This is a genomic window from Gorillibacterium timonense, from assembly GCF_001457415.1.
Classification (GTDB): Bacteria; Bacillota; Bacilli; order Paenibacillales; family NBRC-103111; genus Gorillibacterium; species Gorillibacterium timonense.
Genome location: NZ_LN881723.1, coordinates 673,760 through 691,749, shown reverse-complemented (window position 1 = coordinate 691,749; position 17,990 = coordinate 673,760). Strand labels below are relative to the sequence as shown.

At 53.4% G+C, this 17,990-nt stretch carries 17 protein-coding genes; 16 read left to right on the top strand and 1 reads right to left on the bottom strand.

Annotated features, from left to right (window positions below; genetic code table 11):
* The first annotated feature begins 2 nt into the window (after nucleotides 1–2).
* From dtd to BN2684_RS10805, 10 genes are all read left to right on the top strand, one after another.
* The gene (gene dtd, locus BN2684_RS10850) at nucleotides 3–446 is read left to right on the top strand and encodes a D-aminoacyl-tRNA deacylase (protein ID WP_058302174.1); all 444 of its coding nucleotides are present in this window, start codon (nucleotides 3–5) and stop codon (nucleotides 444–446) included.
* A 330-nt stretch (nucleotides 447–776) separates the two neighbouring features.
* Entirely contained in the window at nucleotides 777–1,331 is a 555-nt protein-coding gene (locus BN2684_RS10840; RefSeq protein ID WP_234340217.1) for an RNA polymerase sigma factor, read from the top strand.
* Nucleotides 1,328–3,139, top strand: a complete 1,812-nt coding sequence (locus BN2684_RS24505) for a WD40/YVTN/BNR-like repeat-containing protein (protein ID WP_058302172.1) — start codon at nucleotides 1,328–1,330, stop codon at nucleotides 3,137–3,139. Before BN2684_RS10840 ends, BN2684_RS24505 begins: the two co-directional genes overlap by 4 nt.
* Nucleotides 3,140–3,393: 254 nt before the next feature.
* Nucleotides 3,394–3,564, top strand: coding sequence for a hypothetical protein (locus BN2684_RS24500; RefSeq protein ID WP_159065784.1), 171 nt, complete (start codon nucleotides 3,394–3,396; stop codon nucleotides 3,562–3,564).
* A 140-nt stretch (nucleotides 3,565–3,704) separates the two neighbouring features.
* Nucleotides 3,705–5,324, top strand: coding sequence for a coproporphyrinogen III oxidase (locus BN2684_RS10830; protein WP_058302171.1), 1,620 nt, complete (start codon nucleotides 3,705–3,707; stop codon nucleotides 5,322–5,324).
* Nucleotides 5,325–5,981: 657 nt separating this feature from the next.
* Nucleotides 5,982–7,256 (top strand): histidine--tRNA ligase, encoded by a 1,275-nt coding sequence (gene hisS, locus BN2684_RS10825; protein ID WP_058302170.1) that lies wholly within the window; start codon nucleotides 5,982–5,984, stop codon nucleotides 7,254–7,256.
* Nucleotides 7,257–7,428: 172 nt separating this feature from the next.
* Complete coding sequence (gene aspS, locus BN2684_RS10820; RefSeq protein WP_058302169.1) at nucleotides 7,429–9,222, top strand: aspartate--tRNA ligase; 1,794 nt, start codon at nucleotides 7,429–7,431, stop codon at nucleotides 9,220–9,222.
* Nucleotides 9,223–9,332: 110 nt separating this feature from the next.
* On the top strand, nucleotides 9,333–10,115 hold the full coding sequence (locus BN2684_RS10815) for a tRNA threonylcarbamoyladenosine dehydratase (protein WP_058302168.1): 783 nt from the start codon (nucleotides 9,333–9,335) through the stop codon (nucleotides 10,113–10,115).
* A 301-nt stretch (nucleotides 10,116–10,416) separates the two neighbouring features.
* Complete coding sequence (locus tag BN2684_RS10810) at nucleotides 10,417–11,724, top strand: replication-associated recombination protein A (RefSeq protein ID WP_058302167.1); 1,308 nt, start codon at nucleotides 10,417–10,419, stop codon at nucleotides 11,722–11,724.
* A 61-nt stretch (nucleotides 11,725–11,785) separates the two neighbouring features.
* The gene (locus BN2684_RS10805) at nucleotides 11,786–12,274 is read left to right on the top strand and encodes a GNAT family N-acetyltransferase (RefSeq protein WP_058302166.1); all 489 of its coding nucleotides are present in this window, start codon (nucleotides 11,786–11,788) and stop codon (nucleotides 12,272–12,274) included.
* A 250-nt stretch (nucleotides 12,275–12,524) separates the two neighbouring features.
* Here the strand turns inward: BN2684_RS10805 and mnmA are convergent, their stop codons facing one another.
* A complete protein-coding gene (gene mnmA, locus BN2684_RS10800) occupies nucleotides 12,525–13,628 on the bottom strand; it encodes a tRNA 2-thiouridine(34) synthase MnmA (RefSeq protein ID WP_058302165.1) in 1,104 nt (367 codons plus the stop codon).
* 236 nt (nucleotides 13,629–13,864) lie between these two features.
* Here mnmA and cymR point away from each other — a divergent pair, with 236 nt between their 5' ends.
* The 6 genes from cymR to BN2684_RS10770 all read left to right on the top strand — a co-directional run bounded on the left by cymR (nucleotide 13,865) and on the right by BN2684_RS10770 (nucleotide 17,977).
* Nucleotides 13,865–14,284, top strand: a complete 420-nt coding sequence (cymR, locus tag BN2684_RS10795) for a cysteine metabolism transcriptional regulator CymR (RefSeq protein ID WP_058302164.1) — start codon at nucleotides 13,865–13,867, stop codon at nucleotides 14,282–14,284.
* Nucleotides 14,285–14,781: 497 nt separating this feature from the next.
* Nucleotides 14,782–15,099 (top strand): LA_3659 family protein, encoded by a 318-nt coding sequence (locus tag BN2684_RS10790; RefSeq protein WP_058301425.1) that lies wholly within the window; start codon nucleotides 14,782–14,784, stop codon nucleotides 15,097–15,099.
* On the top strand, nucleotides 15,096–15,974 hold the full coding sequence (locus BN2684_RS10785; RefSeq protein ID WP_108722159.1) for an IS3 family transposase: 879 nt from the start codon (nucleotides 15,096–15,098) through the stop codon (nucleotides 15,972–15,974). Before BN2684_RS10790 ends, BN2684_RS10785 begins: the two co-directional genes overlap by 4 nt.
* Before the next feature lie 115 nt (nucleotides 15,975–16,089).
* Nucleotides 16,090–16,506 (top strand): hypothetical protein, encoded by a 417-nt coding sequence (locus BN2684_RS10780; RefSeq protein ID WP_058302163.1) that lies wholly within the window; start codon nucleotides 16,090–16,092, stop codon nucleotides 16,504–16,506.
* 539 nt (nucleotides 16,507–17,045) lie between these two features.
* On the top strand, nucleotides 17,046–17,312 hold the full coding sequence (locus BN2684_RS10775) for a hypothetical protein (RefSeq protein ID WP_058302162.1): 267 nt from the start codon (nucleotides 17,046–17,048) through the stop codon (nucleotides 17,310–17,312).
* 125 nt (nucleotides 17,313–17,437) lie between these two features.
* Nucleotides 17,438–17,977, top strand: a complete 540-nt coding sequence (locus BN2684_RS10770) for a GNAT family N-acetyltransferase (protein ID WP_058302161.1) — start codon at nucleotides 17,438–17,440, stop codon at nucleotides 17,975–17,977.
* Nucleotides 17,978–17,990: the final 13 nt, after the last annotated feature.

Genomic DNA, 17,990 nt, shown 5'->3' with positions numbered 1-17,990 from the left:
ACATGAAGGTAGTTATTCAACGCTGCAAGCGGGCGAAGGTAACGGTAGAGGGGAAAGTTACAGGGGAGATCGGGCAAGGGCTGATGGTTCTGGTCGGAGTCACTCATGAGGATACGGAGAAGGATGCGAAGTTTCTTGCCGACAAGGTGACGGGTCTCCGCATCTTCGAAGATGAGGAGGGCAAGATGAATCGGTCCGTGCAGGATATCGGCGGCAAGGTTCTTTCTGTCTCTCAGTTCACTTTATACGGAGATGCGCGCAAGGGACGCCGCCCGAGCTTTGTGGAGGCGGCTCGTCCCGAGCTAGCGGAGGTTCTGTACGAGAAATTCAACGAACTCGTGCGAGCGAACGGGCTCGAGGTTCAGACCGGCATCTTCGGCGCCGATATGGATGTGGAGCTGGTCAACGCAGGACCGGTGACGATCTTGCTGGACAGCCGCAGTTAGGCGAGGATTACCAGCTGGAATTCGGACGCACAACCATGGGGTTGCCCCGCCGTCATGCGACGCCTCATCATGCACGGGGAGCCACGTACGGTGCGAAAAGTCGAGTCCGGGAAGCCAGCCTCCCTATCATCCTCATCGCATCGTAACTCTTCATAGCTTTTGCATCAGGTCGTTCAGCCGGCGCATCACTCGTCTGCTGGGCGGCCATTTTTGGTTTAGCGTGGAAACAGGGAATGGCTGAGTATGCTTGATCGGTCATTTCGAGAAATCCGAACATTTTCGGGAACTTTTGCCATGGCTATCTTGTCTAGGTAAGGGGGAGGGAGTCACTTGAACGAATACGCTCATTTGCTTCACACCCGGGAGATGGATTCCGTCACGTTCGACCGCCTGATGAAAGAGTTCGGGCAGGATGTGTGGAACTATGCGTTCTTCCTCACCCGGGATTATCACTTTGCGAACGATATTTCGCAGGAGGTCTTTTTGCGGGTATACCGGAATTTCACCTCCTTCCGTGGGGAGAGCTCGATTCGGACGTGGCTGATGAAGATCACCCGGAACCTCAGCTTGAACTATCGCCGGACAGCCTTCTTTCGTCGGGTGCGCGTGCAATCGGAGGTGGACACCGCAGTAAGGGCGCGCTCCGCGGAAGCCGATTTCCTCGACCGGGAAGTTCGCGATGAAATCTGGCGGATGATTTTGAAGCTCCCCGCTCCTTTTCGGGAGGTCCTGGTGCTGGACATTCGCTATGATTTCAGCTTGAAGGAGATCGCTGAACTGACAGGAGTCACAGAAGGAACCGTAAAGTCGCGTTTGTACCGGGCGCGGCAAAAAGTGACAGCGGCTCTGATGGAATCCGCTGCAGAACGGGAGGAACCGAGATGAACCAAGAGAAACCGGAGTGGTATGAACAAATCGCGCCGGAGCCCTTTACCCGACCGATGTTTTCGGATAGCTTGGCGAGGGAAGTAAAGGCGATGGCCTCCAATCGCAGATGGAAGAGGAGAGGCGGGATGAGGGTTGGTCGGTATGCAGCTATCGGAGCGGCTGCTCTGCTGACGATAGGGATCCTCTTGTTTCGTTACATCGACATGCCCAACTTGTTGCCGGAGAAAGCTAAATCCGCGTTGGCTGATCCTGGGAGCGGAGATGATTCGGACGTCGGGAGCGTAGGAGACCGAATGGGGAGGTCCGCAGTTGATTATGTTCGAAGCCGCTTGCATCAGGGCCAAACGATCCGTCAATTAACGGATATCGTCGGCAGCCGGTATCAGGTGATCAGTCAAGTCGTTGCGACCGAGCAAGGCTCTTCCCAGCAAAAGGCTGGGTCTAAGCTTTTATCGGGTGGCACTTATCGGTTTGATTTCGGGATCTATGCGGGCTATGCCCCCAAAGGGCCGGATAAGGCAACCTGGTATGACTGGAACGGACTGATGTCCGGTAAATTGGCCGGTTCTCTACTGGTTAAACTGGATGGAAACCGAGTGCACTATGTAAGCTTTGCATATGGCATTCCTGAAAATTACGTCGTTTCTCTGGATGATTTGACGGATATTCCATCTGTGGAGGACTTGCCCTCTTCTGCCATCACAGCTGAGTTGAATTCAGATGACGACGCTGAAGACCTTTTTACCGCATCCTTGAGCTGGAAGCTGGGTGTCGAGTACGCCGCCAAGGATTTTCCGGATCGATTGAAAGGAATTCGGATGTTCGATCAAGAGAGGGGATGGGCTATCGGCATGTCCCTTTGGACCACGGAGGACGGGGGAGAGCACTGGACGAAACGGGCGCCCGGTTTGGATTTTACCATGGTATCGCTGCAGGCGGAGGCTTTTACCTTTCTCGATGCGAAACGAGCCTGGTACGTTAACCGTAATCCTTTGACCGAATCCCGTATGCCAACTTTGGTTGTTTATCGGACAGTCGATGGTGGGAAGGAATGGGCGAGCAGCGATCTGCCTATTGATGGAGGGTGGGAGATGTACGCCGATCCCCGGATCACCTTCCTCGATGAGAGTCACGGGTGGGTGCTGCTGACGGATAGTCATGCGAGTGTAGAGGACCAGTCCAAGAATAAATCGCTGTACCTGACAACCGATGGAGGCGCAACGTGGGTGAAATCGGGTCAAGGTACAGGAAGCTCCGACAGCCTTACCGACACTACCGGTACTCCAAACGGACTCGTCTTCCGCACACCGGAGGAAGGGTATGTGACGGCTCGGGGTACAGGTGTGCCTTTGATCTTCCGGACAATGGACGGAGGACGGACCTGGTCCCGATATGCTTTAACAGAAAGCGACGTTCTCGGAGAGATTACACCGCCGCAGTTCTTCGGCAAGGACCGCAAGAATGGCATTCTGGCTCTGTGCCAGTACGGACAGACGATCTTCTATCACACGAGCGATGGGGGAAAGACCTGGAGCGCCGTACCATCGGACATTGTCCTTTCCTCGTCGAACCCAGAACGACTACTCTTCGTGGACGAAGACAACGGGTTTGTCCTGGGGGAAGGAAACGCGATCCGCCGAACCAAGGATGGCGGGCGAACATGGCTGGATAGCTATGTAAGCATCATTGGGGATGCTCCTACTCTCAGTTTTATTTCCCCGGAAATGGGTTGGGCATCAAGCGACTCCTCTCTGCTTGGATTAACGCATGGGGGCTTAGCCAAGAAGACTTATTGGCAGCGGTGATCGTCCAAAACGCATCTGCCGATGGGATTCAAGCGTTTTTGGTTGTAGCGGAGGGTGATGGCAACACTCTTTCTGGAACGCGGCTCCTGCGTTTAAATCCGTTTGATGACACATTTTTAGTGGGAAGTGTGGAGTGAGGCAAGGGGAAGCGATTGGGAGTGCTCGATTGAAACGTGGTTGGTGACAGACGATTGGTCACGCCGGGATTGGGGCATACTGATGCTTGAACAGAAGCAGAAGGAGGAACCGGTCCCGTGCATCGTTCTCCGAAAGAGCGAACCATCATTGCCGCACAGCAGCGGTCTCCCGGAATCAGTCCGCATGAGGCGCATTCCGCGGAAGCCTCGGATGATTTCGGAGCCTTGGGCGAGCCTGATTTGAAGAGGATAAAGCCCAAAGGCGATGGACCCCATCACCGGAAGTAAACAAGGATCAGTTCGCTCCTTTCTGAGGAGGCGGACTGATCTTTTTCGATTTCGGCGTTTTCTTTGACCGGGGGACGGCAGTCCGCTACAATGGATAGCGATATTTACAGACCTTGCTTTTTGGATGTGGAGGGGACCCCATGAAGATTATCGTAAGAAGGACCGGCTTTGCCGATCATCATATGGAATTATTTCACCTGGTTAAACAATTTTATGAGGACGCGGAATTATTTTATGACCCAGAGCCGGAAATGGAACCCTCGGAAGGGGATCTGGAGCTGCGCTTTCACGTGCATACGGCAAAGGGGCAAGTGGAGGTACAAGCCGAATTGCTCGTCCTCTTGGATCATGCGGAAGCGAGTGTCAACCGAACGAACGCGAACGCGGCCGATCGCGCTCGAAGCAAAGTGAGCGACGGCGAAGAGACAACGGAAATGAGATCCTTCACTACTGACCACAATCGTCCTTTCCTCGGTGAGGAGGAAGAGGACATTCGGAGAACCGTGAAACGAGCTATCGGCTTCACCGCGGCCAAGCTGCTTCAGGAAGCAACTGGCATTCGGCTGCCTTGGGGGACGCTGACCGGCGTACGCCCGACGAAGCTGCTGCACAATCTGCTGAGGCAGCATGAGCGCGAGGAATGCATCCGCATCCTGCGGGAGGATTATCTGGTCACAGAGGAGAAAGCGGAATTGGTTACCGGAATCGCCGAGCTTCAGCTGCAGGTCATTCCTGACCTCTTTTACCTGGATAACGAGGTGAGCGTGTACATTGGCATCCCCTTTTGCCCGACGAAATGCGCCTATTGCACTTTCCCCGCTTATGACATCCGTGGCAATACCGGCTCGGTGGAAGGGTTTTTGGAAGGGCTGCAATACGAAATCCGCGAGACCGGCGAATGGCTGAAAAAGCGGGGGCTCACGGTCACCACCCTCTATTTTGGCGGAGGGACGCCTACGAGCATCGAAGCCGAGCAGATGGATGCACTCTTTGAAGAACTTCATCGATCTTTTCCGGATATGGACCGGATACGGGAGCTTACGGTGGAGGCAGGGCGCCCGGACACCATTACCCCGGACAAGCTCGCCGTTTTGAACAAATGGGGCGTCGACCGGATAAGCATCAACCCGCAGAGCTTCACTCAGGCGACGCTCGATACGATCGGCCGTCATCATACGGTCAAGGAGACGGAGGAGAAATTCATCCTGGCCCGTGACCTCGGCATGTCCAACATCAACATGGACTTGATCATCGGACTGCCGAATGAAGGGGTGGACGATTACCGGGCTTCCCTTGCCAAGACGGAGGAGCTGCTGCCCGAATCGCTCACCGTGCACACCCTCTCCTACAAGCGGGCCTCACGCATGACCCAGAATAAGGACGATTACCGTGTTGCTTCTCGCGATGATGTACAGGCCATGATGGACCTGACTACCGCATGGACAGCGGATCATGGGTACGTGCCGTACTATCTGTACCGTCAGAAGAACATTCTTGGCAGTATGGAAAACGTCGGGTATTCGTTTCCCGGAATGGAGAGCCTCTATAACATCCTCATGATGGAGGATCGACAGACGATTGTCGGACTCGGCTGTGGAGCGGTCAGCAAGCTGCTGTATCCTGCGAGTGCGGACGAAGAGCGGGGGCATGAGAAAATTGAACGATTTCCGAATCCAAAGGAGCCGAACGCCTACATCGAGCATTACCGCGACTATACGGCGAGGAAGCTGAAGCTTTTGGATGAGGTATACGGGAAGTAATTTGTAATGCAATTGTAATCCGCTTTTCATGTTCCTTTAATGTCCGCTGCCTATACTAAACCCATGACCCCCTTTTGATATAGTACGACGTTAGGCCGGCGATTCTTCGCCGGCCATTTTTTTGCTTGGCAACGGAATCATCCTTGACTTTCTTGGAAGCTTACGTATACAATCGTATACAATAACCATAAACACGCAATCGACGATTCGATGATGGGACAAAGTACTCCGGACCCGGCCTCTCCAGAGAGGAAGCCTAGGCTGCAAGCTTCCGTGGCGCACCCGTGATGAAAGACCTCCCGTAGAACCGTCGGCGAACACCGGAGACGACTACCCACCTGCGTTGAAGCGGAGGAAGCGTCTGGAGGACAAGTAGCCGAACGGCGCATAACCGGGCGTTAACCGGATCATGAGGGAACCAGGCTTTGCTTCCGTAGTAACGGTGGACATAAGCAGCTTTGCCAGCTATGGCGAGGCGGGGTTCCGAACGAAGGTGGTACCACGGGTGACTGTATACAAGTCCTCGTCCTTGACGCGAATGTCAAGGGCGAGGACTTTTCATTTCTGCCGGTGAGCCAGTCGATGAGCGAGATGAAGGCAAGCGGATCAAGGGAAGAATGGATTGAAATGGATTGAAATGGTTTGGAGGGAGTCGACATGAATTTTCAAAAGCCAAAAGGTACTCCGGATTTTCTGCCGGGTACCGTAGAGAAGTGGCAATACCTGGAGAACACGGCCCGAGAGCTGACGGCCCTGTACCGTTACCGGGAAGTGCGGACCCCGATTTTTGAGCACACGGAGCTGTTCAAACGAGGGGTTGGCGAGACGACGGACGTAGTCGAGAAAGAAATGTACACGTTCGCTGATAAAGCCGATCGCAGCATCACCCTTCGGCCGGAGGGTACCGCCGGAACTGTCCGAGCGTATGCGGAAAATAAGCTGTACGCCGATCCGGATGTGACCAAGCTGTATTACGTCGGCCCGATGTTCCGTTACGAGCAGCCGCAGGCCGGCCGCATGCGCCAGTTTCATCAGTTCGGCATCGAAGCGCTCGGTTCTTCCTCTCCCGCGCTCGACGCGGAGGTCATCGCCTTCGGCTACGATTATTGCCGCAAGCTCGGGCTGAAGGATGTCCGCGTGGAGGTCAATTCGGTCGGGACGGCTGAGATTCGCGCGAATTTCCGGGCGAAGCTGCTCGCGTTCCTCGAACCGATGAAGGAGGAGCTGTGCCGCGACTGCCGAAGCCGGATGGAGCGCAATCCGCTGCGCGTGCTCGACTGCAAGATCGATCAGCATCGCTTCGATGGGGCGCCATCGATTCTCGATGAACTCGATGAGGAATGCCGAACGCATTTCGAACAGGTGCGCGGGTATCTGGACGCGATGGGCGTACCGTATGAAATCAATCCCCGCCTCGTTCGGGGACTTGATTATTACACGCACACCGCTTTCGAATACAAGGCGGCTGGGATCGGCGCTATCGATACGATCGGAGGCGGCGGCCGCTACAATGGGCTCGTCGGCCAGATCGGCGGCGAGGAGCATGACCAGCCGGGCGTCGGCATGGCCCTCGGGCTGGAGCGGGTGCTCATCATTCTGGAAGCGCAGGGAGTCTCCATTCCCGAGTATGCCCCGCTCGATCTCTATCTGATCGGTCTTGGGGATCGCGCAGAAGCGGAAACCGTCCGGCTCGTCCACGCGGCGAGAGCGGCTGGACTGACGGCGGAGAAGGATTACCAGGGCCGGAAGATGAAGTCGGCGATGAAGTCGGCGGACCGGTCGGCCGCGCGCGAAGTCGCGATACTCGGCGATGACGAGCTGGATGCAGGAGTGATCAGCATCAAAACGATGGCAACCGGCGAGCAGCGTAAGCTGCCCTTGGGAGACTTCATCCGTATGCTGGCGGAGGAGAAGGCGGGCAGGCAGGCTTAAACGAACCGATCCTTTGCATATACAGGTATAAGTACAAGCGATGTCTCGAAGAGCGCGATGCCGAAAACGAAGCTGGATGAAGCAAGCACTCTGGACATGGAAATTCACTGAGATGAGATCGATGAGGAAGCAAGAGGAAGCTATTTATTTTTGAAGACGAGGAGAATGAATCATGACACTGGCAAGAACGCATCAATGCGGCTTACTCGAAAAAGGGCATATCGGCCAGGAAGTAACGCTTAACGGATGGGTGCAGCGCCGTCGCGACCTGGGAGGCGTGCTGTTCATTGACCTGCGCGACCGCAGCGGCATCGTGCAGATCGTCTTCAATCCGGATTACTCCGGCGAAGCCTTGAAAATCGCCGACCGCGCTCGTACCGAGTACGTTTTGGCAGTCAAAGGGAAGGTAGTCGAACGCAGCGCCGATACGATCAACCCGAATCTCGCGACCGGCGAGCTTGAAGTGCGCATCACCGAAATCGAAATTCTCAATGCGGCGAAGACGCCTCCCTTCTTCATCGAGGACGGGATTGAGATCGACGAATCGCTGCGCTTGAAATACCGCTATCTCGACCTGCGCCGTCCGGAAATGCAGCAGACGCTCTACTTGCGCTCCAAAGCGGCTAAGGTATTCCGCGATTATCTGGATGAGAATGGCTTCCTCGAGGTGGAGACGCCGATCCTGACGAAGAGCTCGCCGGAAGGCGCTCGCGATTATCTGGTTCCGAGCCGCGTACATGAAGGGGAATTCTATGCGCTGCCGCAGTCGCCGCAAATCTTCAAGCAGCTGTTGATGGTAGGCGGAGTTGAACGCTATTACCAGATCGCCCGCTGCTTCCGTGACGAGGATCTGCGCGCCGACCGTCAGCCGGAGTTCACCCAAGTGGACATTGAGACATCCTTTCTCGACGATCGCAAGCTCCAAGAGATGATGGAAGAGCTCATGGTTCGCTTGTTCCAAGAAACGAAGGGCATCGAGATCCCGCGTCCGTTCCAGCGCCTGACCTGGGCGGAAGCGATGGACAAGTACGGCTCGGACAAGCCGGACCTGCGCTTCGGGCTGGAGCTGGCCGACGTCTCCGATCTCGTGAAGGACAGCGGCGTCAAGGTGTTTGCCTCCATTGTTGCCGGTGGCGGCATCGTCAAGGCGTTGAACGCGAAGGGCTGCGGCTCCTGGAGCCGCAAGGAGCTCGATGATCTCGCCCCGTTTGCTTCCCGCTATGGCGGTAAAGGCCTCGCTTGGGTTCAAGTGAAGGAAGGCGAGTGGAAAGGCCCTATCGTTAAATTCTTGACGGAAGCGGAAATCACCGCACTTGGCGAACGCCTCGGAGCGGAAGAAGGTGACGTGCTCATCTTCTCCGCCGATACCTTTAAGGTCGTCAACGATGTCCTTGGCAACCTGCGCCTCAAGATCGGCCGCGACCTCGGACTGATCGACGATGCGGCCTATAAGTTTGCTTGGGTCGTCGATTTCCCGCTGTTCAGCTATGACGAAGAAGCTGGACGCTATATCGCCGAGCACCATCCGTTCACCCGTCCGAAGGACGAGGATCTGCACTTCTTCGAGACCGATCCGCTGCAAATCCGCGCCCAAGCGTATGATATCGTGCTGAACGGCTATGAAGTCGGCGGCGGCTCGCAGCGGATTTACAAGCGCGAGGTACAGGAGCAAATGTTCAAAGCCCTCGGCTTCACGAAGGAACAGGCTTATGAGAGCTTCGGCTATCTGATGGATGCCTTCGAATACGGCACCCCGCCGCACGGCGGCATCGCCTTCGGGTTCGACCGGCTGATTATGCTGCTTGCCGGACGCACCAACCTGCGGGAGACGATTGCGTTCCCGAAGACGGCGAGCGCTACTTGCCTCTTGACCAATGCCCCGTCTCCGGTCGACGACAAACAGCTGGAGGAGCTGTCCATTCGGGTCGCTCTGAAGCAGCCGGCGGGCAAACCGGCCACTAACTGATCGGTACACTTGAGACGCGGGGGTTATGTTCCGCATAAAAGGGACGAACTTCCGCGTCCGTAAAGGCGCTGGCTGCCGCGCAAGAAGCGCAGCAAGGAGGATGCAAATCAATGCTGCACCAATTTTCCCGCAATGAACTCTCCATGGGGCCGGAAGGGTTGGATGTGCTGAAGAATGCGACCGTCGCGGTGCTGGGCATCGGCGGAGTTGGTTCATTTTCCGTAGAAGCCCTGGCTCGCAGCGGAGTGGGCCGGATCATTATGATCGACAAGGACGTTGTCGACATCACGAACGTCAACCGGCAAATTCACGCTCTTCTGTCCACGGTCGGCCAGCCGAAGGCCAAGCTGATGCAGGATCGCATCCGCGATATCAATCCGGAATGCGATGCCATCGCTCTGCAGATGTTTTATAATGAGGAGACCTATGAGCAGCTGTTTGAATACCCGCTGGATTATGTTATCGATGCCTCGGACACCATCGAGTTCAAGATTCACCTGATTAAACAATGCCTCGCTCGGAAAATCCCCGTGATCTCCAGCATGGGCGCCGCGAATAAGATGGACCCGACCCGTTTCCAGGTGGCGGACATCTCCAAGACGACGGTCGATCCGATCGCCCGCGTCATTCGCACCCGGCTGCGGAAGGATGGGATCAAGAAAGGGGTAAAGGTCGTTTTCTCCACCGAGGAGCCGATCATCCCTCGCGAGGATATCACCCAGCAGATCGCTCCGGCGAACGCCAAAACCCGCAAGGCCAAAATGCCTCCGGCAAGCAACGCCTTCGTACCCTCGACAGCCGGTTTGATCATGGCGAGCGTCGTGGTCCGCGAGCTGCTCGCCAAGGCAGGCGGCAGTTGGATGGCCGAACGCAAGGGCATCACCCGCGACTAGGGAGTCAGGTTAGCGCGATTAGCGAGTACGCTGTCAACCCTAATCGAGTGGGTACGAAGCGGCGTCAATCGCTACGAGAAGTGGTGCGAACACCACGGTTTTTGAGGTGACAGCTTTCTAGTTGCGATAAGCTCGAGGTAGACCGGGTTCTCTGGCCCTTGCGTCGCACGCTTTTCTCAAGGGACAAGCAGACTGGACGAAACGGAACATGGTATAATGAGAGCATGCTGCGGTCAGCGGAATACGCGCCGTCAGCATGCTTTTTTCATGAACGCTTGTTTTTGGAAAGTGGGAGATTGGTATGGATTTGTTCAGCTATCAAGCGGAACAGGAGCCTGCGGGCAAGCTGCTTGCCGACCGCATGCGCCCGGAGACGCTGGAAGAATATATCGGGCAGGAGCATCTCGTGGGCAGCGGTAAGCTGCTCAGACGGATGATCGAAGCGGATCGCATCTCGTCGATCCTGCTGTACGGACCGCCGGGAACGGGGAAGACGACGCTCGCGAATATCATCTCGCGTCGCACCAACAGCGATTTCGTGAAGCTCAATGCGGTGGATGCTTCGGTGAAGGACGTTCGCGAGGTGATCGAGTCCGCACAGGCGAATAAAGCGATGTACGGGCGCAAAACGATCCTCTTCCTCGATGAGGTTCATCGCTTCAATACAGCTCGGCAGGATGCGCTGCTTCCGGCGGTGGAGCAGGGAACGATCGTCTTCATCGGCGCGACGACCGAGAATCCGTTCCATCACGTGAACGGGGCGTTGCTGTCCCGTTCGACGTTGTTTCAGCTTCATGCGCTCACGCATGAGCATGCGTTTATCGCCCTTCAGCATGCGCTCGCCGACAAGGAGAAGGGCCTCGGTTCGCTGCCCATTCAGGCGGACGAAGACGCCTTGCAGCATATCGCGCGCATGGCGAACGGAGACATCCGACGCGCACTGAACGCGCTGGAGATCGCGGCCCTCACGACCCCGCCGGATACGAGCGGGACCGTGCACATCACGCTGGAGGCTGCGGAGGAATCCGTCCGCAAGCCTACGGTGAAGGCGGACCCGTCCACGCAATACGACGTGCTGTCCGCCTTTCACAAAAGCGTGCGCGGCTCAAGCGACGCCGCGCTGTTCTGGTTTCTCTATGCCGTCGAGAAGCTCGGCATGGACCCGATGACCTTCCTGAGGCGGCTGATCGTCGCCTGCAGTGAGGATATCGGCCTCGCCAATCCTCAGGCGATGATTCAGGCTGTGACGGCGATGGACGCCTATCACAAGATCGGCTGGCCGGAGGCGAAATACAACATCGCGCAGGCCATCCTCTTCGCGGTGGAGAGTCCGAAGTCCAACAGCGTCGCCGTGACCATCGGCAAGATCGAATCCACCTTCGAGCGGGTCGGCACCGCAGAAGTGCCGCTGCACCTGCGGGATGCCCATTACCGGGGCGCGGAGAAGCTTGGACACACCGGCTACAAGTATCCCCATGACTTTCCTGGTCATTACGTGGAGCAGCAGTATTTGCCGGAGCCGCTCCACAACTTCGTTTTCTTTGAAGCGAGCAGTCAGGGAACCGAAGAGAAAATGAAGCAGAATCAAGAGCGGCGGCGAAAAAGGTAATAGCTCACGGATGCGAAATGGCGACAGCGCGGATGGCATTATGAGTGTCGGGAGGCAAAGAATGATTCGACTGGTTGTGGCTAAACCCGAAGATGCGGCTAAGCTTGCATCGATTCAACAGGAGGCATTCGACCGAGAGTGCAAGCAATACGGACGCGAAGCCGTAGGCGGCCCTACTGGGTATGCAGATGAGGAATGGCAGAAGAGCATGATGGCGGAAGGCCACTATTTCATCATCTCAGAGGTGAAAGAAGCGGTTGGAGCTCAAACGGACAGCATCATCGGCGGGGCAATCGTTTTTCCCGATCGGGAGAGATTGTCTTGTCATGTGGGCCGTATTTTCTTGCATCCCGATAAGCAAAATCACGGCTACGGGCTCACGGCCATGCTCGCCTTGGAGCACGAGTTCCCTTGGGCGGTTCGTTGGGATCTGGACACGCCGGACTGGGAGCTGAAGAATCATCGGTTCTATCTGCGCTGCGGATATCAAAAAATCCGAGAGACTAACGGCTTTTACTATTACGAAAAGCGAATAGAGAGCTCCATCTAGAACGCTGTCAGCTCAAATCGTGTGAATATGAATCGGCGTCAATTAGTCTGCCGACTTGACTCGTGCTCTATCGTGATAGGATCATTTCTTTCCCCTAACGAAGGAGTGGGATCCAAAAAAGCCTTCTCCGCCATTTGGCGGGGAAGGCTTTGCTGATTCAAGTTGATCATCCCAAAAGCAGCGAGAGGGTCGAAACGAATCGATAACCTCTGACGGTTCTAGCCTCGCTTGCGCGAGCACAAGCGCATCCTCACTTCAGCTTGACGATCCCATCGATGGTGCCGCCACCGAGGCAAACGTCTCCGTCGTAAAAGACGACGGCCTGTCCCGGAGTGATGGCCTTTTGAGGCTGGGCAAAGACGACGCGAGCCGCTCCGTCCGGGAGAACCTCGACGTTGACCTGCTGGTCCGGCTGACGGTACCGGAACTTGGCGGTGCAAGCGAAGCTGTCTCCCGGGGCGTGTCCGCTGATCCAGTTGACGCCGGTTGCGGTAAGCGACGTGGAATAGAGGCGGTCATCCTGTTCGCCTTGCACGACATAGAGCACATTGTGCTCCAGGTCCTTGTCGGCCACAAACCAAGGCTCTCCGGTACCGGAGCCTCCGATCCCTAGGCCTTGGCGCTGTCCGAGAGTATAATACATGAGTCCGTCATGACGCCCCTTGACTTCTCCTTCGAACGTGCGCATTTCGCCCGGCTGAGCGGGAAGGTAATGGCTCAGGAACTCCCGGAAGTTGCGTTCGCCGATGAAGCAGACTCCGGTGGAGTCTTTCTTCTTAGCGGTGGCGAGACCTGCTTTCTCAGCGATCTCCCGGACCTTCGGCTTCGGCAGATGCCCGATCGGGAACATCGCCTTCGACAGTTGGTACTGATTCAGCGCATTCAGGAAATAGGTCTGATCCTTATTCCCGTCTACACCTCGCAGCAACTGGAAGCGGCCATCAGCTGTTTGCTCCACTCGCGCATAGTGGCCGGTTGCGATGTAATCCGCTCCGAGCTCAAGCGCCTTTTGCAGAAATTCACCGAACTTGATTTCCCGGTTGCACATGACATCGGGGTTCGGGGTACGGCCATTTCGGTATTCGTCAAGGAAATAGGAGAAGACCTTGTCGTAATATTCCTTCTCAAAATTGACCGTATAGCAGGGAATGCCGATCTGGGCGCACACCCGACGCACGTCCGATGCGTCTTCTTCGGCGGTGCAGACCCCGAATTCATCGGTGTCGTCCCAATTCTTCATATAGATGCCAATGACCTCGTAGCCTTGTTCTTTGAGCAGGAGAGCGGCGACGGAAGAATCCACTCCGCCCGACATGCCGAGAACGACACGGGTCTTGCTGTTATCTGTCGTCATCGTTTCATCAACCTTTCGCGGTAGAACTCGCTTCATTGTACCACAATCGGAACAAAAAGTTAGGAAGGGCACTTTTTCTCCATGGGGTGTTTATGGTAACATATCCGATAGGGATTATGGACGTTCGAAAGATCAAGTCTGCGCGCTTGCGTTAGAATCGTGATTTTTCGGCAAGAATGGGGAGGAGCGGATCATCCCCGATTCCCTTTCCACTACTTTGAATGAGGTGTCTTTTTTTGAAAATATCAACCAAAGGACGTTATGGTCTCACCATTATGATGGAGCTTGCGGCACGTACCGGCGATGGCCCGACCTCCCTGAAGAGCATCGCGGAGAAGAACAATCTCTCCGAGCATTACCTGGAGCAATTGATTGCGCCCCTGAGAAATGCGGGATTGGTGAAGAGCATCCGCGGGGCATATGGCGGATACGTGTTGTCGCGTCCGGCGAGCGAGATTACGGCAGGAGATATCATCCGCGTTCTGGAGGGCCCGATCAGCCCGGTGGATTTCACCGACGAGGACGATCCAGCGAAACGGGATCTGTGGATGCGCATTCGCGACAGCATTGCGGACGTGCTCGACTCCACAACGCTGCATTCCCTTGTCAACTACCACGACGAAGGCAAATACAACAACTACATGTTTTATATTTAACGAGTGCAGCAAATTTGTTGAATTCAAAGATTTTTTTATAAAGCATCAAATTATCCCGGCCACGGATTACCCACAATCCACTATACAGCATAGGGAGGCTGTGAAGTCGTTATGACTTTGCGGCCTCTTTTTTTCTAACCGTTTTTTCTTGCCAAAAAATGATAATATGGAGAAGAATGGATGATCGAGCTTTTGGAGGACATGAAGTGGCTAACAGGAAATCAATATCAGGGTCAGAGAAGAATTAGGGGATCTGTTACTTATCTATGCCGCTGATTGTGAAGAGATGTTCTTATTGGCTAGTCTTTTTCAACATACAAAGGACAGTCATGATGTCATCTAATTAAAGCGAGAAGACACGAGCTGTACAGATTTATTTATCTTTAATGGCGCCATACATCCTTTAACACAGAAGGACTTAAGAAAAATTGCAACTAGAATAAAAAGTGGACACCGGCTAACAGACTGCGGATAATGAAGCCAACGGAGGTGTCCCCATGGGCGAACAACGACAACGGTACAACGAGGAATTCAAAAAGCAGACCGTGCGGTTCATTCAGGAACAAACAAAAACAGTAGCGGATCTAGCAGAGGAACTCAACATTCCAAGAGGCACCCTCCACCAATGGATGGGCCAGTACCGTGAACTGAAATATGAACCGGCAGCTAGCGGAGATCGGGTACGTGAACTGGAAGCGAAGTTGAGCGAACTAAACCGGCAACTCCATGAAAAAGAGCAAAAACTCTCCGATGTGGAAGAAGAGCTCGCCATCGTAAAAAAAGCAGTGCACATCTTCAGCAAACCAAAGAACTGAGATTCCGGTTTATTGAGGATCATCGCTCCGAGTTCCGCTTGGAGAAGATGTGCACAACCCTACGGGTTTCACGGAGCGGGTATTACAAGTGGAGAGTCGAGCGGTCGAGTAAACAGAAGCGACGCAAAGCGATTGTGCTCAAGCGCATTCAATATCACTTCGCCGACCATCAGAAGCGGTACGGAAGCCCGAAGATTACCCGACTGCTTCGTCAAGAGGGACATACGATCTCTGAGCGTACCGTGAGCGTATACATGCGAGAGATGAGCCTCCGCTCGGTTGTGTCCAGAAAATACCGGGTACAGACAACCTGCTCCAATCCCGACCATCCCGTTTCCCCCAACCACCTCAATCAACAATTCAGGGTGCCGAAGCCGAATATGGTATGGGTGACGGACATCACCTCGATTCCTTGTCGAGAAGGGCGCTTGTACTTGGCCAGCGTCATGGATCTATGTACGCGTGAGATTGTTGGATGGCGTCTGGATCACCACATGGAAACGAGCCTCGTACTCGGTGCTTTACAAGATGCATATGCAGCCAAGCGACCCGAAAAAGGCTTGATTCACCACTCCGACCGAGGTTCGCAATACACCTCTCAAGACTACCGAAATCAGTTGTGCCTCTATCACATGAAACCCAGCATGAGCCGAAAGGGCAATTGCTATGACAACGCCTGCATCGAGTCGTGGCACAGCATCTTGAAGAAAGAGCTCATTTACTGCAACCCCCGTTTCAAGAACAAGGACCAGGCTTACCATTCCCTTTTCCAATACATCGAGTTTTACTACAACCGCAAACGAATCCACAGCACCTTAGGCTATCTCTCTCCTGTTCGTTTTGCAGCTCTTTTTTCTACTCATTCCGCTTCCTGACCGTCCACTTTCTTGACAGAGGTCCAAATCAAATCTTCTTTCGACCAGAATTGATTATTCGAAATATGACCGCGCAATTCAGATAATATGAGTGATAACGTTAGGAGTGTCGAAAATGCGAAAGGCAATGATATTGATGTTCGTCTTATTGGTGCTTGGAGGATGTAGCCTAGTACCCGGTAATCAAGAACGCGTCGAACAGGGAACTGGAGAAGAGAACGAAGAGATCGTGATCATCGGAAACCCAACAGCGGATGATATGCTAAGGTTGGATTCAAACGCAAATATTTTCATGTATAAGGACATCATTTTTTGCGCAGGGATCGATTGGGTAAATGAAGTAAAGCTTTCCAAAGAAAAAGAGATATTCGAGATTACGAAGCAGATGGAAGATGGAAAAGAATTCGAGAATGGAACGGCAAGCAAATTATTGCCAGGAACGAAGATATTTACGACAAAAGAACGAAATGACATTCTTATAGCAGAAACCAAAGATGGTGATATTCGATTCTATAATTTGGTTGAAGGATAGTCGTTTGGCCTGATGGGTGAGAAGGATTAGTGGAGGAAAAATGAATGGATATATTTTGGCTCAAAACCGAAATCAGATCTTGACGCTTGGCTCAAGGCGCTAACGGCGGCCACAGCCGTTAATCCCCCGTTTTTGACCGTTTAAAAATCTAACGGAACTGAGCGCCGCTATTTGGGGCTGGGCAGCCCTTTTTGGCACCGAAAAATGGTAATAGCGATCGTGGGCGCCGTTAGAGCAGAAAAACCACCGATTTCCGTGAAATAACGGCTGTAACCGCCGTTAAAAATCTCAACCACTGGTTTTCCCTTCAAAACGTGAATAAACGGATCATGCGCCATTGGAGAACGCTTTCGAGGAAACCAGCAACCCCCTACAGCGAAGGTTTCCTTCTGGCATGCAATCATCAGCGTTCGCCGCATGATTCGTCAAGCACTGATTTTGAGGTTGAGCTTATATTTTGGGTTATTATTCTAATCATTGTTTAGAAAGACAAATGGATTTCTTAATTCGTGAAAAACAAGATGGACAGGATGATCATCATGTTTGAGATTAGGGTCGAAGATGTTTTTATGTTAACAGGTAGGGGGTACATCATTGCGGGAGAAATCATAAGTAACGAAGAGGTTTTGAGAATTGGTGATACATTACGGAGCAAAGATAATACAGAACAAAAGATAGATGTGAAAGCAATTGAAATGATGAACTATGGGACAAGAGTGGTGAAGTCTAAACATATTGGATTATTAACGGTTATTAGTGAAGAAGAAGCAAAAGGGTTGATAGGAAAGATATTGTTTAAAGAATAAAGCTACGTACTCGAAATTGATTGTCCAGCAATTCCAAGAGGTTACCCATAATGCGAGAAGAATGATGGCTATTTGTAATGGGTGCATGTTATGCAATAATTACCTGCTGATAGAAGGTTGATACGATGGGGAACAATCCAATGGAAGAACTTTTTCTTGTCGAACCGCAAGAAGGATATAAGGAAGCGTTCGTAAAGATGGTTGAGGAGTATGGAGCGGTTGGTGAAGAGTATTATTTCGAAATGTATAAAAAAGCTCTAAGTGATTTTAAGGGGTATATTCAGAAATTGATTGAAGATCGTCAGGGGTGTGAGGGGTGGGTGCCTACGAATACCTTTTGGTTAACCAATACAAGTGGGGAGATAGCAGGAGTTGTACGAATACGGATGTCTTTAGAGCACGATTATGTCAAGAAGTATGCAGGTCATATCGGGTATGACATTGCCCCACTATCCAGAAAAAAAGGGTACGGATTCACTTTGCTTAAGCTTGCTCTTGAAAAAGCGAAAAGGCTTCAATTCGATAAAGTATTGCTTACGTGTGATGATGACAATGTTGCCTCGAGACGAATTATCGAGAAGAATAAAGGTATATTTGAATCCACGATCATGTTGAATGAAAAAAATAAAGTGCTGAGAAGATACTGGATCACATTGTCCGATTAAGAGAGGCATCAAC

Coding starts and splice junctions, on each gene's coding strand:
- dtd (WP_058302174.1), top strand. CDS start 3: ATGAAGGTAGTTATTCAACGCTGCAAGCGGGCGAAGGTAACGGTAGAG.
- BN2684_RS24505 (WP_058302172.1), top strand. CDS start 1,328: ATGAACCAAGAGAAACCGGAGTGGTATGAACAAATCGCGCCGGAGCCC.
- BN2684_RS10830 (WP_058302171.1), top strand. CDS start 3,705: ATGAAGATTATCGTAAGAAGGACCGGCTTTGCCGATCATCATATGGAA.
- hisS (WP_058302170.1), top strand. CDS start 5,982: ATGAATTTTCAAAAGCCAAAAGGTACTCCGGATTTTCTGCCGGGTACC.
- aspS (WP_058302169.1), top strand. CDS start 7,429: ATGACACTGGCAAGAACGCATCAATGCGGCTTACTCGAAAAAGGGCAT.
- BN2684_RS10815 (WP_058302168.1), top strand. CDS start 9,333: ATGCTGCACCAATTTTCCCGCAATGAACTCTCCATGGGGCCGGAAGGG.
- BN2684_RS10810 (WP_058302167.1), top strand. CDS start 10,417: ATGGATTTGTTCAGCTATCAAGCGGAACAGGAGCCTGCGGGCAAGCTG.
- BN2684_RS10805 (WP_058302166.1), top strand. CDS start 11,786: ATGATTCGACTGGTTGTGGCTAAACCCGAAGATGCGGCTAAGCTTGCA.
- mnmA (WP_058302165.1), bottom strand. CDS start 13,628: ATGACGACAGATAACAGCAAGACCCGTGTCGTTCTCGGCATGTCGGGC.
- BN2684_RS10790 (WP_058301425.1), top strand. CDS start 14,782: ATGGGCGAACAACGACAACGGTACAACGAGGAATTCAAAAAGCAGACC.
- BN2684_RS10780 (WP_058302163.1), top strand. CDS start 16,090: ATGCGAAAGGCAATGATATTGATGTTCGTCTTATTGGTGCTTGGAGGA.
- BN2684_RS10775 (WP_058302162.1), top strand. CDS start 17,046: ATGTTTGAGATTAGGGTCGAAGATGTTTTTATGTTAACAGGTAGGGGG.
- BN2684_RS10770 (WP_058302161.1), top strand. CDS start 17,438: ATGGGGAACAATCCAATGGAAGAACTTTTTCTTGTCGAACCGCAAGAA.